The organism is Ruegeria sp. CDSA079 (assembly GCF_059612245.1).
Window position 1 is genome coordinate 1 of record NZ_JBXWQF010000013.1, and the last position, 13,431, is coordinate 13,431.

12 protein-coding genes are annotated in these 13,431 nt (G+C 57.0%); 8 read left to right on the top strand and 4 right to left on the bottom strand.

The window, feature by feature from the left end; genetic code table 11:
- Positions 1-102: 102 nt before the first annotated feature.
- Positions 103-1,530: a DUF1214 domain-containing protein gene (locus AC2FJZ_RS14330; protein WP_496778389.1), complete on the bottom strand. Its 1,428-nt coding sequence runs from the start codon at positions 1,528-1,530 to the stop codon at positions 103-105.
- Between the two features lie 220 nt (positions 1,531-1,750).
- Between AC2FJZ_RS14330 and AC2FJZ_RS14335 the strand changes: the two genes are divergently transcribed.
- From AC2FJZ_RS14335 to AC2FJZ_RS14350, 4 genes are all read left to right on the top strand, one after another.
- A complete protein-coding gene (locus AC2FJZ_RS14335) occupies positions 1,751-2,539 on the top strand; it encodes an exodeoxyribonuclease III (protein WP_496778391.1) in 789 nt (262 codons plus the stop codon).
- A 75-nt stretch (positions 2,540-2,614) separates the two neighbouring features.
- Positions 2,615-3,529 (top strand): thioredoxin, encoded by a 915-nt coding sequence (trxA, locus tag AC2FJZ_RS14340; RefSeq protein ID WP_496778393.1) that lies wholly within the window; start codon positions 2,615-2,617, stop codon positions 3,527-3,529.
- Between the two features lie 27 nt (positions 3,530-3,556).
- Positions 3,557-4,198: an LON peptidase substrate-binding domain-containing protein gene (locus tag AC2FJZ_RS14345; RefSeq protein ID WP_496778395.1), complete on the top strand. Its 642-nt coding sequence runs from the start codon at positions 3,557-3,559 to the stop codon at positions 4,196-4,198.
- Positions 4,195-4,380, top strand: a complete 186-nt coding sequence (locus AC2FJZ_RS14350; RefSeq protein ID WP_496670058.1) for a Trm112 family protein — start codon at positions 4,195-4,197, stop codon at positions 4,378-4,380. Before AC2FJZ_RS14345 ends, AC2FJZ_RS14350 begins: the two co-directional genes overlap by 4 nt.
- Here the strand turns inward: AC2FJZ_RS14350 and AC2FJZ_RS14355 are convergent.
- Complete coding sequence (locus AC2FJZ_RS14355; RefSeq protein WP_496778397.1) at positions 4,377-5,639, bottom strand: FAD-dependent monooxygenase; 1,263 nt, start codon at positions 5,637-5,639, stop codon at positions 4,377-4,379. The genes AC2FJZ_RS14350 and AC2FJZ_RS14355 overlap by 4 nt on opposite strands.
- 52 nt (positions 5,640-5,691) lie before the next feature.
- Here AC2FJZ_RS14355 and AC2FJZ_RS14360 point away from each other — a divergent pair, with 52 nt between their 5' ends.
- The 4 genes from AC2FJZ_RS14360 to AC2FJZ_RS14375 all read left to right on the top strand — a co-directional run bounded on the left by AC2FJZ_RS14360 (position 5,692) and on the right by AC2FJZ_RS14375 (position 11,886).
- Positions 5,692-7,020: an amidase gene (locus tag AC2FJZ_RS14360; RefSeq protein ID WP_496778399.1), complete on the top strand. Its 1,329-nt coding sequence runs from the start codon at positions 5,692-5,694 to the stop codon at positions 7,018-7,020.
- A gap of 109 nt (positions 7,021-7,129) precedes the next feature.
- A complete protein-coding gene (locus AC2FJZ_RS14365; protein WP_496778401.1) occupies positions 7,130-8,311 on the top strand; it encodes an aminotransferase class I/II-fold pyridoxal phosphate-dependent enzyme in 1,182 nt (393 codons plus the stop codon).
- Positions 8,312-8,325: 14 nt separating this feature from the next.
- Positions 8,326-11,250 (top strand): DNA translocase FtsK, encoded by a 2,925-nt coding sequence (locus AC2FJZ_RS14370; RefSeq protein ID WP_496778403.1) that lies wholly within the window; start codon positions 8,326-8,328, stop codon positions 11,248-11,250.
- Positions 11,251-11,289: 39 nt separating this feature from the next.
- A complete protein-coding gene (locus AC2FJZ_RS14375; protein ID WP_050604940.1) occupies positions 11,290-11,886 on the top strand; it encodes a LolA family protein in 597 nt (198 codons plus the stop codon).
- Positions 11,887-11,900: 14 nt separating this feature from the next.
- On the opposite strand, the gene AC2FJZ_RS14380 is transcribed toward AC2FJZ_RS14375, so the two are convergent.
- Both AC2FJZ_RS14380 and AC2FJZ_RS14385 read right to left on the bottom strand, forming a co-directional pair.
- Entirely contained in the window at positions 11,901-12,482 is a 582-nt protein-coding gene (locus AC2FJZ_RS14380; protein ID WP_050604941.1) for a transglycosylase SLT domain-containing protein, read from the bottom strand.
- Between the two features lie 61 nt (positions 12,483-12,543).
- Positions 12,544-13,425, bottom strand: a complete 882-nt coding sequence (locus AC2FJZ_RS14385) for an AEC family transporter (protein WP_496778405.1) — start codon at positions 13,423-13,425, stop codon at positions 12,544-12,546.
- Positions 13,426-13,431 lie beyond the last annotated feature (6 nt).

A 13,431-nucleotide genomic window follows, 5' to 3' on the forward strand; every position in this document is an offset into this window, starting at 1 on the left:
CCTGACAAGAAAGGCACTCGCGCTCAGTTCGGTACGCCTCTCTCTGCGCCAGCAACACGTTGTTTTTCAACAATATCAGCCCAAAGCGGACACTAAAATTTTTCAATCCGTTCGTTCCATGTCATTCAGCTCAAAACTACTGTCCAGCAGACTAGGTTCCGGACCATAAAACCGCGCGAGAAGGAAAAAACGACGTTCTGGATTGGTTGGAAGCCAGTTGCTTTCTTTTCCTTCTGGTGCCTTTGGCCCGAAGAAAATATCAACGGACCCGTCGTCGTTCTTAACGACGCTGGCCATGTTAGAATCGATAGTGCTTGGCTCAATGTCTCGAAGATATGAGGCCGTTTCCAGATCGTAATTCGTGATCGACCAGAAATCGCGGACCGGAACATTGGCAGGTACGGTGATTTTGCAATTGCGGTTGCCATCGAGCCACTCTCCATCTGGAGTCTCGGCCAGATCGAGGTAGTAGGTTGCTGTCCAGTAATTCTTAACACTTGTTATGATCGCGTAGTAAAGTGCACCGCGCGCCACATAGTCGTAGTATGAAGGGTATTCATAGCTCCATTCTGTTTCTCGCGATCCATCGGGAACAAGCGCTGACCACTTCTTCCCTTCGAACACAAATGGATTGAGCACACGGTGGTACTGGTCAATCATGTATTCGAGTGCTTCAGGACCAGCTACATCATAAATAGCCTGCAATTTTGCATCGGGTTCAAAAGGGTCGTTACGCTTGATTCCGATACGTGCAAGTGCACCCATCATGGCAAGATCGCGATCCAACACGACTTCTTCGCCTATCATCTCGTGGATGTGACCATAGATTCCACCATCCATCTTAGGCGTCATTTCCAGCGGCACGCCGTAGACATCAACATAATTTGTTGCGGCCTCCTCTCCAGCCTCTGACAGCGGATACACCTTGATTTGTTTAGTCAATGCAGTGGCCCTCGCAAGGTTTTCTTCGGTCGGACCTCCGGCGATAATCGGCCGGAGCACAGCAAAGCCGAAATTGGTTTCCTGCTCATAGACCAGGGCATTCCTGAGCAGCGGACCATCATAATTTGGCGGCACCAACAGGTATTTTGCGCCAAGGCCTCTGTCGCGCCCTTTTGAGCCCACATCGTCAAGTGGGCGTTGCCAAGCGTCCATCACGGTGCCAAAGATGCCAATCCCTTCGACTGAAGCAGGCATTTCGAACACAACTGGCCCATCTTTGATGTTCCAATATGCATGAATATAGGGCGTCGTATTGTTGGGCGTAGCGGTTTGGAAGCGCCAATCTTGAACCTTCGAATTGTAACCAATGTCATTCGGCCCGACACCGGCCCGAGCGAGAGCATCGATGTAGAATTTGAAGTTCATCAAAGGCATGGCCCAGACAGCAGCATCAACTGCGCGATGATAGGTCATGCGGTCCGCAGTGTTAGCGTTCGATGGGTCAAAATCCTCGGCATGACTCGCAGTTGCGACGATCACCCCCAAAACCAATGCCTTGATGGCACCTAAACTCTTCCCCCAGCCCATAACGAAACTCCTTCTGGAACAAATTTCTGATTCTGAATTGCGCTTGCCAAGACTATAGGCAGAATCTGATTATTTGCACTTGATCGGTCGCGCGATGAATGACTGCTCCGTCCGCAAAGCTGACAATAAACAATCCGCGTCTGTTCTGCGCCCTTTTCTCGTGGCACCCGGTTCCGCACCACGCTAACCTGCGCCAATCGCGACAGAGGAATCCCATCCCATGCCCTTTACCCTTGCCACCTGGAACATCAACTCGGTCCGCCTGCGTGAGCCGATCGTGCTGAAATTGCTGCAGGAAGAGGCACCGGATGTTCTGTGCCTGCAGGAATGTAAGTCACCGGTCGAAAAGATTCCAACCGAGGGGTTTGCCGAACTGGGCTACACCCACATGGTTGCAAGGGGGCAAAAGGGCTATAACGGCGTTGCCATCCTGTCGCGTCTGTCGATGGAAGAAGTCGGTGACAAGGATTTCGCGAATCTGGGCCATGCGCGTCACATTGCCGGGCGGTTGGAAAATGGTGTCACGATTCACAACTTCTATGTTCCGGCGGGCGGGGATGTGCCGGACCGCGAAGTGAATGAGAAATTTGGCCAGAAGCTGGATTACCTCACCGACATGCGCGATTGGTTCAACGCGGAAAAGCCGGAAAAATCCGTTCTCGTTGGTGACCTGAACATCGCCCCGCGCGAGGATGATGTCTGGTCGCATAAAAAACTGCTCAAGGTCGTTTCGCACACTCCAATCGAAGTTGAGCATCTGGCCGAGACGCAAGATGCAGGCGGTTGGGTCGATATCACCCGGCAGGATATTCCCGAAGGCCAACTATATAGCTGGTGGTCCTATCGCGCGCGCGACTGGGACACGGCGGATAAGGGGCGGCGGCTGGATCACGTCTGGGCCACGCCGGATATTTCCAACGCGGGCCATTCCAGCCGTGTCCTGCGGGATGCGCGCGGGTGGGAAAAGCCCAGCGATCACGCCCCGGTCTTTGCGACCTTCGACATCTGAGATGAAACTCTGCCCTTGGTTTCTGCCACAAGCGACTGCATATAGGGCGCGAGTTCGAACGAAAGAGTGATTGCCATGGACCTTCTGAACGGCGCAGATGCCCCCGCCACCGATCTGATCAAAGACGGGAGCGAGGCCACTTTCATGGCCGACGTGGTCGAAGCTTCACAGGAAACGCCTGTGATTGTTGACTTCTGGGCGCCCTGGTGTGGCCCGTGCAAGACTCTTGGCCCGCTGCTGGAAGAGGCCGTCAGCGCCGCGAAAGGCGCGGTGAAGATGGTCAAGATCAACGTGGATGAGGCGCAGGCAATTGCCGCGCAAATGCGCATCCAGTCGATTCCAACCGTTTATGCCTTTTTCAAGGGTCAGCCGATTGACGGGTTTCAGGGCGCGTTGCCGGGATCCGAGATCAAGGCATTTGTCGACCGCGTGATCGAAGCTGCAGGTGGTGAAAGCCCGGGCGGCCAGTTGGATGATGCCGTGCAAGCTGCCGAAGACATGCTGACCGAAGGCGCAGCTGCGGACGCCGCACAGACCTTTGCGGCTATTTTGGGCGAAGACCCGAACCACGCAGCGGCCTATGGCGGGTTGGTGCGCGCCCATATCGCCACCGGCGATCTGGAACAGGCTGAGGCGATCTTGAACGGTGCTCCTGCCGAGATTTCGGCATCCGCCGAGCTGGAGGCTGCACATGCACAGCTTGAGCTGGCCAAACAGGCCGCGGATGCGGGTCCGGTTGCCGAGTTGACGGCTGCTGTTGAGGCTGATCCTGACAACCACCAAGCCCGGTTCGATCTGGCTCAGGCCCTGCACGCCAACGGGGATGTGGAAGAGGCCGTAGCGCAACTGCTGGAGCTGTTCCGCCGGGATCGTGAGTGGAATGATGGCGCGGCCAAGACCCAGCTTTTCACCATTTTCGATGCACTTAAACCCAATGATCCGATTGTTCTGAACGGACGTCGCAAGCTCAGCTCGATGATATTTGCCTAATCTCTGATCAGAGCTAGAATTGGGTACATGATACATCCCGCCGATCTGCCGGATACGGTATCCGTTTTTCCATTGCCCGGGGCACTGCTGTTGCCCCGTTCGCGCCTGCCACTTCACATCTTTGAACCGCGTTATCTGCAGATGCTGGACGACGCGCTGAAAACGAAGGAAAGGCTGATCGCAATGGTTCAGCCGAACCCTTCGGTCAGCGACGAGGACAAGCTGCACCGTATCGGATGTGCCGGGCGGGTGACGCAGTTTTCCGAAACAGAAGATGGTCGGTACCTGATCACGTTGACCGGTGTGTCGCGGTTCCGCATTGCGTCCGAGCTGGACGCATTCACACCCTATCGCCGGTGCGCTGTCTCGTGGAACGGCTTCGACCGGGATCTTGGTAGGTCCGAAAAAGATGACGGGTTCAACCGCACCAAGTTTCTGAACTTGCTGGAACGTTTCTTTTCGTCCCGGCAGCTGTCCACTGATTGGGATTCACTGAAAGATGCAGACGATGAGTTGCTTGTGAACTCTTTGTCGATGCTTTTGGATTTTGATCCCGAAGACAAACAAGCCCTGCTCGAGGCCCCCTGCCTGCGCACCCGGCGCGAGACATTGGTGACACTGATCGAATTTGCCATGCGCGGCGGATCGAACGAGGAAAAACTGCAATGACCAACCCCGACCATGCTTTTGACCGCCATATGCTCGAAGCGCTGATCTGCCCGCAGACACACACGACACTGCACTATGACGCTGAAAAGCAAGAGCTTGTGTCCAAGGCCGCCGGACTGGCCTTTCCCATCCGCAACGGGATCCCGGTCATGCTGATTGATGAGGCGCGGCAGCTCGACTAGATAGGCCGCCCTTGCAACAGCTTGGGCAGGTCTCCGGTCAACCCGGCTGCTTCCCTGACAAAGCCGCGACGCAACCCGGGTAAAGAGCCGACAATTCCCATGCCAATATCTCGTCCAAGGCGCAGTAGGGGGTTATCGTTGGAAAACAGCTTGTTGAAGACATCCGTCGCCATCGCAAGCGAGGCAGTGTCAAAGCGACGCCATTCCTGATACCGCTCTAGCACCATGGTCGATCCGATATCCTCGCCGCGTCGCCCGGCCAGTGTCAGAACCTCGGCCAAGGCCCCGACATCGCGTAGGCCGGCATTCAGCCCCTGACCGGCGATGGGATGCATTCCGTGGGCGGCATCCCCGACCAGCGCCATGCGGATGCCGACAAAGGAATTGGCGATGGTCAGGTTCAACGGGTATGTGAAACGATCACCAGCAAGGTGGATATCACCCAGAAAATCGCCAAACCGTGGGCGCAGCACCTGCAGATAATCTTCTTCGGGTAGGGCGTTGATCCGGGCTGCGGTCTCGGTGCGTTCGCTCCAGACGATGGAGCTGCGATTTCCGGTCAACGGCAGAATCGCCAGCGGGCCGGGCGGCATGAAGAACTGATGGGCAATGCCGTTATGCGGCAGATCATGATCAATGGCGCAGACCAGCGCCGTTTGGCCATAGTCCCAACCGGTGCGTTTGATACCCGCCCGCGACGCGGTGCCGCTGCGGCGGCCGTCACAGCCGACCAGCAGGCCGCCTTGCACGGTTGTGCCGTCGTCCAACGTTAAGGTCACTTCGGTGGCGTCGGTCTGTTGGGCTACGACGGTCTTACCGCTTACCTGAGTGATGCGCGGTTCTTCCGTCATCGCGTCCAGAAAAGCCCGGCGCAGATGGCGGTCTTCGACCATAAAGCCCATCGGGCCTTCTTCGATCTCGGCATGGTCAAAATGCATGAAAAAGGGTGATGGCCCTGTTCCGGCATGGCCGTCTGTAACCTTGATTTCCAGCATCGGCTGAGCGTGTTCCGCAACACGATCCCACACGCCGATGGCATCCAGCAGGCGTTGCGACGCCAGGGCCAGCGCATAAGCACGTCCGTCAAATGCCGCATTCTTGCGAACTTTCTCAGCCAGCGCATCGATCACCGTGACCGAGTGACCGGTTTGTGCCAGTGCCAGCGCCAAAGCAGGGCCGTTCAGCCCGCCGCCCACGATCAGAATATCAGATGCCTGTGTCATGCCCTGCAATATGCGCGCCCTTTCGGGATTGTCCATGTGCAGTCCTGTCGCTACCGTCCCCTTAAGCCGAAAAGCAGGAGGGGGCAGGATGCAGGATTGGTTGACCATGACCGCGTGTGATTTGGGCCGTGGCATTGGGATGGGTCAGATTGATCCGGTCGAGCTCACCGAGACCTATCTTGCGGCCATCGACGCCCACCCGCATCGGGACCGCATCTATGCCCGCGTCACCCATGATCGCGCCCGGTCTGAGGCTGAAGCAGCAAAGCAGCGCGCCAAATTGGGCCTGCGACGCTCTTTGCTGGACGGGGTCCCGATCAGTTGGAAAGACCTGTTCGACACTGCAGGAACCGTAACCGAGGCGGGCTCGGCTCTGTTGAAGGATCGCGTGCCGGATGCGGATGCGCTGGTGTTACGCAACGCGACGCAGATGGGCACCGTCTGTCTGGGCAAGACGCACATGAGCGAGTTGGCCTTTTCCGGGCTTGGGCTGAACCCGATCACCGAAACTCCGCCCTGCATACATGACGAGGCAGCCGTGCCGGGTGGGTCGTCTTCAGGGGCCGGCGCTTCGGTTGCCTGGGGTCTGGCGGCTTGCGGAATCGGATCGGACACCGGCGGGTCGGTCCGTATCCCGGCGGCGTGGAACGATTTGGTGGGGCTGAAAACCACTGCTGGGCGACTCAGTCTGGAAGGTGTGGTGCCGCTCTGCTTGCGTTTTGATACGGTTGGGCCTCTGGCGCGGTCGGTCGAGGACGCCGCGCATATGTTGGCTCTACTCGAGGGCGGAATGCCTGCCGATCTGCGTGGTGCTTCGGTCAAAGGTCGCCGCTTTGCCGATTTGCAAAACATTGCCAAGGACGACCTGCGTGATACGCCCCGCAAGGCGTATGAGGATGCCCTTGCTAAACTTGCGGATGCAGGGGCCGAAATTGTGCCTTTGGAGGTGCCTGCACTGAACGAGGCCATGACCCTGACCAGCATCGTTTACACCACCGAGGCCTATGGGTTGTGGCGCGATGTGATCGAGGCCAACCCCGAGGCGATGTACCCCGAGATCCTTGAACGTTTCCGCATCGGAATGGAGTTTTCCGGCCCCGACTATGTGTCCGCTTGGTCCAAGCTCAAGGCTTGCCGCACCGCGTGGGATGCAGCAACCGCCGGGTTTGATGCCGTTCTGGCCCCCACTGCACCGATTCTGCCGCCCAATCTGGAGCGGCTGATGAATGACCACGACTATTACGTGACCGAGAATCTGCTGGCCCTGCGCAACACGCGGATCGGCAATCTGATGGGTCTTGCAGCGCTGAGCCTGCCCACTGGAACTCCCAGTTGCGGTCTGATGATGCTGGGCTATCCCGGCTCGGAAGAGGCGCTTTTGCGGCTGGGTTCAGCGGCGGAATCGGTACTGGCCTGAATGCCACAATCCCCTGATTCGGAACCTCTTTGTCTGGACGGGGAGGCGCACGGACTGTAATCTGCTAAAAAAACGGGGCGCAAATGACCCCCGATATTGAGGCAGTATTATGAATTTCCCCGAGCGGTTTTCGAACCTACCGGCTTATGCATTCCCGCGTCTGCGCGCCCTGTTGGATCATCACCAGCCGGGCGGTGACGTTGTTCACATGACCATTGGCGCACCCACGCATGATTTTCCGGCCTGGGTGACTGATGTCATCATCGAAAACGCCGCCGGGTTTCAGGGGTATCCTCCGAACGAAGGTTCGGAAGACCTGCGTGATGCGATCACAGACTGGATTTGTCGACGCTATGGGGTCCAGATGGACCCGGATGCCAATGTGATGGCACTGAACGGAACACGAGAAGGGCTGTACAACGCCGCCATGGCGCTGTGTCCGGAACAGAAGAACGGCCAGCAACCGATCATCCTGTGCCCGAATCCGTTTTATCAGGTTTATATGGTCGCCTCGCTTTCGGTAGGAGCGCAGCCCTATTTTGTGCCTGCCACCGCGGCGACAGGCCATCTGCCGGACTATGCTGGTCTGCCTGCGGATGTGCTGAACCGCACCGCCGTGGCCTATATCTGTTCGCCTGCCAACCCGCAGGGGGCTGTTGCCTCTCGCGAATATTGGGTCGAACTGATCCGTCTGGCCGAGCAATACAATTTTCGCATTTTCGCGGATGAATGCTATTCCGAGATTTACCGGGACAAGGCCCCGACAGGTATTCTGACCGTCGCGCAAGAACTGGGCGCTGATCTTGAGCGGATCACGTTGTTCAACTCGCTTTCCAAACGCTCAAACCTGGCCGGGTTGCGGTCGGGCCTGATCGCGGGTGGGCCTGAGACGATCAAACAAGTCAAGCAATTGCGTACCTATGCAGGGTCGCCTCTGCCGCTGCCCTTGCAAGCTGCCGCAGCAAAGGTCTGGGCAGATGAAGAACATGTTCAGGAAAACCGTGCACTGTATCAGGAAAAATACGCCATCGCGGATCAGGTGTTCGCAGGTGTGCAGGGATACATGTCGCCAGAGGCGGGGTTCTTTTTGTGGCTGCCGGTTGAGAATGGCGAAGACACTGCATTGAAGGTCTGGAAGGACACCGGGGTTCGGGTTCTGCCGGGCGCATATCTTTCACAAGGTGATCCGGGGAATAACCCGGGCAAAGGCTTTATCCGGGTTGCATTGGTGGCCCCAAAAACAGAGTTGCAGCGTGGTCTGATCACACTCCGCGACTGCATCTATTCGTGAGGTACGAGGGCAAAATGGCATCATATAACGCGCGCAATCGCGATCCATTGTTGGACAGCACCACGCAGGCCGCTTTGGAGCGACGCAGTAAGGAACTGATCGGTATCGCCTTGATCCTGCTGGGTTTGGCTGCGGCGGCGATGATCTGGTCCTACACGCCCGATGATCCGAACTGGATGGTGTCGACCGACGCCCCGGTACAGAACTGGATGGGACGGATTGGCGCGTCGATCGCAGCGCCTTTGTTCATGATCGTGGGGTGGGGCAGCTGGGGCATCGCGCTTGTTCTGATCGGGTGGGGTCTGCGTTTCGCGGGCCACTTCGGTGAAGACCGGGCCATCGCACGGTTGATTTTTGCCCCGATCTGGATTGCCGTTGTCTCGGTCTACGCCGCGACTCTTGTTCCCGATGCCGAATGGCGCGCAACCCACAGCTATGGGCTGGGCGGTTTGTTTGGCGACACTGTCATGGGAGCGTTGCTGACACTGTTGCCGATCTCTTCACATTTTCTGGTCAAGCTAATGTCATTGGCCATGGCGGTCGGCATGATTGCTCTGGGTATTTTTGTTTTGGGCTTCACTAAGGCCGACGTGAAACGTGGTTTCCACGCCTTCCTGCTGGGTCTCGTGATGTCTTACGATATGCTGATGACCCTGATGGGGCGCGGTGCGGCGTCGGCGGCGCAAGCAGCACGGGATCGCCGGGCGCAGTGGGAAGAACGCAAACTTGCGCGTACTGAGGCGGAAGAGGCCATTTATGAAGACGATCTGGCTTACGCTGATCCTATCTTTGAAGACCCCGATCTGGAAAGCCCGGAACCTGCGGTGAAAGGCGGACTGCTGTCGCGCATGCCGTCGCTTATCCGCCGCCCTGACCCTATGCCCGAACCTGAGCTGGTCGATCCTGAACCGATCGCGGGCTTTGATGAGATGCCGGGCGAGGATCGCATCCGGTCGAAAATCTCGGCCGCTGTACGCAATCGCAAAGTGGCGGCAGGTGAGATGACGCCCGAGCCGGACCCGAACCTGCCATTGACCAAAGGTCGAGGCCGCCGCCCTGGTCCGCTGATCCTGAATACAAGCCAGCCGGATGGTCTGCCGATGGAGCCGCCGGTGACGGCTGCGGGCTTGCCGCTCGAGCCTCCGGTTTCGACGGATGTCACTACAGAGTGGCAAGATCCGGCACCGACGGGATATACGCCGGAGCCGATGCTGGTTCATTATGCGTCTGAGCCGGAAGTAGACGATGCCCCGGTCTTCGAAGATGTTGAAGAGCCCGCACCGCAGCCGCGACCTGCAATGAAAATCCCTGTGGCCGAACCGCGAAAACCCGTGGTTGCGCAACCCGTGCGCCGCACACCGCAGCCATCCCGACGGGCACAGGCCGAAGCGCAACCGGCGTTGTCGTTTGAGGACAAGCATGCCGATTTCGAACTGCCTCCGCTGGGATTGTTGTCGAATCCGGCCAGCATTCAGCGTCATCATCTGAGTGATGAGGCGTTGGAAGAAAACGCGCGGATGCTGGAAAATGTTCTGGATGATTACGGCGTCAAAGGTGAGATCGTCAGCGTTCGCCCTGGTCCGGTTGTCACCATGTACGAGTTGGAACCGGCTCCGGGTTTAAAAGCCAGCCGCGTGATTGGCCTGGCCGATGACATTGCGCGTTCGATGTCAGCGCTGTCGGCACGTGTTTCAACCCTGCCGGGACGCTCTGTCATCGGCATCGAACTGCCCAACGAAAACCGCGAGATGGTGGTTCTGCGCGAAATTCTCGCCAGCCGTGACTTTGGCGATGGCAATCATGCACTGCCTCTGGCACTGGGCAAGGATATTGGCGGCGAATCCGTTGTGGCGAACCTGGCCAAGATGCCTCACTTGCTGATCGCAGGGACCACCGGTTCCGGTAAATCGGTGGCAATCAACACAATGATCCTGTCATTGCTGTACAAGCTGACACCGGATGAATGCCGCCTTATCATGATCGATCCGAAGATGCTGGAACTTTCCGTTTATGACGGCATCCCGCACCTGCTCTCGCCTGTCGTCACCGACCCGAAAAAGGCGGTCGTCGCGCTGAAATGGGTCGTGGGTGAGATGGAAGACCGCTATCGCAAGATGTCCAAAATGGGTGTCCGCAATATTGCCGGTTACAACGGTCGCGTGAAAGACGCGCTGGCCAAGGGCGAGCTGTTCAGCCGCACGGTACAGACCGGCTTTGACGATGAAACCGGCGAGCCAACCTTTGAGACCGAAGAATTCGCACCCGAAGCGATGCCGTATATCGTCGTGATCGTCGACGAAATGGCTGACCTGATGATGGTTGCAGGCAAGGAAATCGAAGCCTGCATCCAGCGTCTGGCACAGATGGCGCGGGCCTCGGGCATTCACCTGATCATGGCCACACAACGCCCTTCGGTCGACGTGATCACCGGTACAATCAAGGCCAACTTCCCGACGCGGATTTCATTCCAAGTGACCTCGAAAGTCGACAGCCGCACTATCTTGGGTGAAATGGGCGCTGAACAGCTTCTGGGGCAGGGCGACATGCTCTATATGGCTGGCGGGGCCAAGATCACTCGCTGCCACGGGCCATTCGTCTCAGATGAAGAGGTCGAGGAAATCGTCAACCACCTGAAACAGTTTGGTCCTCCAGACTACGTGAACACGGTGCTGGACGGCCCGGCTGAGGACAAGGCTGACAATATCGACGCTGTTCTGGGTCTGAGTACCGGCGGCAATACAAACGGAGAGGATGCCCTGTATGATCAGGCAGTGGCGATTGTGATCAAGGATCGCAAATGTTCGACCTCTTACATTCAGCGAAAACTTGCCATTGGCTACAACAAAGCTGCGCGTCTGGTTGAGCAGATGGAAGACGAAGGCGTTGTTTCTGCGGCAAATCACGTCGGTAAGCGGGAAATCCTCGTCCCCGAGCAGTAAGATATTTAATAACAAGGGCAGAAGGCCTATCTGTACGGCATGAAACAGATCGCTTTTGCCCTTGCTTTGACACTGGCCGCTCCTGCCGCATGGGCGGCGGACAAGCTGCCGCTTTCGCAGATTTCGAATTATCTGAACGGATTGAAAACGGTTGAGACGACTTTCACGCAAGTGAACGATGACGGATCGCTGAGCACCGGTAAGCTGTGGATGCAGCGCCCGGGCAAGATGCGGTTCGAATATGACCCACCCAACAGCGCAGTGGTGTTGGCGCGTTCTGGTAGCGTGCAGATCTTTGACCCAAAATCAAACCAACCCCCCGAGCAATACCCGCTGAAGCGTACGCCGCTGTCCATTGTATTGGCGCGGAATGTGAACTTGGGTCAGGCCAATATGGTCGTAGGCCACAGCTTTGACGGCACAGCCACCGTGGTCACGGCACAAGACCCCAAGAACCCCGAGGCAGGCCGGATTGAGCTTATGTTTACGGACAACCCAGTCGAATTGCGCAAATGGGTGATTCACGATAACGCCGGTGGGCAGACAAGCGTTCTGCTCGGTGCGCTGAATGAAGGTGGGCGCCTCGATCAGGGCTTGTTCTCGAACAGAAAGAGGGTCGGGTCAGGCAATCGCTGACCCGCCCGAATGTGTCAGTATCGGCAGTTCGCCAACTGCGCTTGGTACAACTGCGCGCGCGCGTCCACGTCATTGGCTACGTTCAATAACCAGGATTTGCTGTTGTAGCTGCCACGCGCGTATCCCGTATGGCCTTCATGATAGGCTAGGTATTGATTGCGCGTATCTGCCGGGTGGATGCCGTTACGTTCGTTGCTTTTATTCATGTACCAGCCGATGAAGTCTGATGCGTCGCGGATACGATCCCGCTTGGCCCGGCGTTTTCCGGTTTCGCGTTGGTATTGCTCCCACGTACCATCAAGCGCTTGACCGTAACCGTAAGCGCTGCTTTGACGACCCATCGGGATGACGCCCAAAACGTATCTATGCGGGGTGCGCGCATCATGGCGATAGCGGCTTTCCTGATAGATCGTGGCCATCTGAACGTGAACGGGAACGCCCCATTTGCGTTCGGTGTTTTTGAAGGCCTTGATGTAGTCAGGCTTTTCACGCGCAATGCTGCACGCGTCGTTCAATCTGCTGGGCGGCTGTTTGGAGCCACCCCCACAGGATGCCAGAAGCAGCACCCCGAAGAGTACGATAAGAATTCTGCTCATGTGCCTCGTGCCTTTTTTGGGGCATTCTAACGCAGATTGAGTAATTATGAAATCACAATCGTTATAAAACGATAGCCAGAATAACCGGTAACGCTGCGACGGAAAGCACGGTGGATACCATGACCATGCCAGCGACTGCATCGGAATCGGCCCCAAACCGTTCGGCCAACAGGTAAGAGGTTACCGCAACCGGCGTACAGATCTGCAATATCAGAACGCCAAAAGCGATGGTGTCCAGATCAAACAGCACCCCGATACCCCATCCCAAAGCAAAACATACGGTCAGCTTCAACGCTGACAGCCAGATCGCTTGCCCCAGGCTACGTGACGTCAGGCGGGCGATTGCCACGCCGACAGTGACCAGCATCAGTGGGACGGCCATTTGCCCCAAGAGCTCCAATGTGTTTGTCAGGAATTTAGGTGTTTGCCAGCCTTGCCAAAGAAAAATTGCACCAAGGATCGTAGCCCAAGCCATCGGCTGGCGCACAACCTGGCCCCATGCACCTTTTCCTGCGACCAGATAAATCCCATAGGTGAAGGAAAACAGTGCAGTTACAGACAGAAAGATGACTGCATAGCCCAAGCCGATCTGACCAAAGGCAAAAATGCACAACGGCAGGCCGAGGTTGCCGGTATTACCGAAAATCAAAGGTGACAGGTAAGTTCTCTGATCCAGTTTCAAGCCGCGAACGATCAGCCAGAACACCAACGCCAGCAAAAGATTTGCAAGCAAGGTCGCCATTGTGAAGCGCGAAAGATCTCCGCCCGGGATTTCGGTTTGCATGAGGGCAACAAAGATCAGGCTGGGCATTGCCAGGGTTGTCGCAAAGCGGGTGACGAACTGCAGGCGATACTCGAACCCCAGTTTGACCCAGGCAAAACCAATCCCCGCCAACAAAAAGACCGGCGCTACGATTTCGAACACTGTCAGTATTAGGTTCACAGACTG

What these genes read in the sequence shown, in the direction of transcription:
- AC2FJZ_RS14330 (WP_496778389.1), bottom strand. Translation starts at nt 1,530, where the DNA reads ATGGGCTGGGGGAAGAGTTTAGGTGCCATCAAGGCATTGGTTTTGGGG.
- AC2FJZ_RS14335 (WP_496778391.1), top strand. Translation starts at nt 1,751, where the DNA reads ATGCCCTTTACCCTTGCCACCTGGAACATCAACTCGGTCCGCCTGCGT.
- trxA (WP_496778393.1), top strand. Translation starts at nt 2,615, where the DNA reads ATGGACCTTCTGAACGGCGCAGATGCCCCCGCCACCGATCTGATCAAA.
- AC2FJZ_RS14345 (WP_496778395.1), top strand. Translation starts at nt 3,557, where the DNA reads ATGATACATCCCGCCGATCTGCCGGATACGGTATCCGTTTTTCCATTG.
- AC2FJZ_RS14350 (WP_496670058.1), top strand. Translation starts at nt 4,195, where the DNA reads ATGACCAACCCCGACCATGCTTTTGACCGCCATATGCTCGAAGCGCTG.
- AC2FJZ_RS14355 (WP_496778397.1), bottom strand. Translation starts at nt 5,639, where the DNA reads ATGGACAATCCCGAAAGGGCGCGCATATTGCAGGGCATGACACAGGCA.
- AC2FJZ_RS14360 (WP_496778399.1), top strand. Translation starts at nt 5,692, where the DNA reads ATGCAGGATTGGTTGACCATGACCGCGTGTGATTTGGGCCGTGGCATT.
- AC2FJZ_RS14365 (WP_496778401.1), top strand. Translation starts at nt 7,130, where the DNA reads ATGAATTTCCCCGAGCGGTTTTCGAACCTACCGGCTTATGCATTCCCG.
- AC2FJZ_RS14370 (WP_496778403.1), top strand. Translation starts at nt 8,326, where the DNA reads ATGGCATCATATAACGCGCGCAATCGCGATCCATTGTTGGACAGCACC.
- AC2FJZ_RS14375 (WP_050604940.1), top strand. Translation starts at nt 11,290, where the DNA reads ATGAAACAGATCGCTTTTGCCCTTGCTTTGACACTGGCCGCTCCTGCC.
- AC2FJZ_RS14380 (WP_050604941.1), bottom strand. Translation starts at nt 12,482, where the DNA reads ATGAGCAGAATTCTTATCGTACTCTTCGGGGTGCTGCTTCTGGCATCC.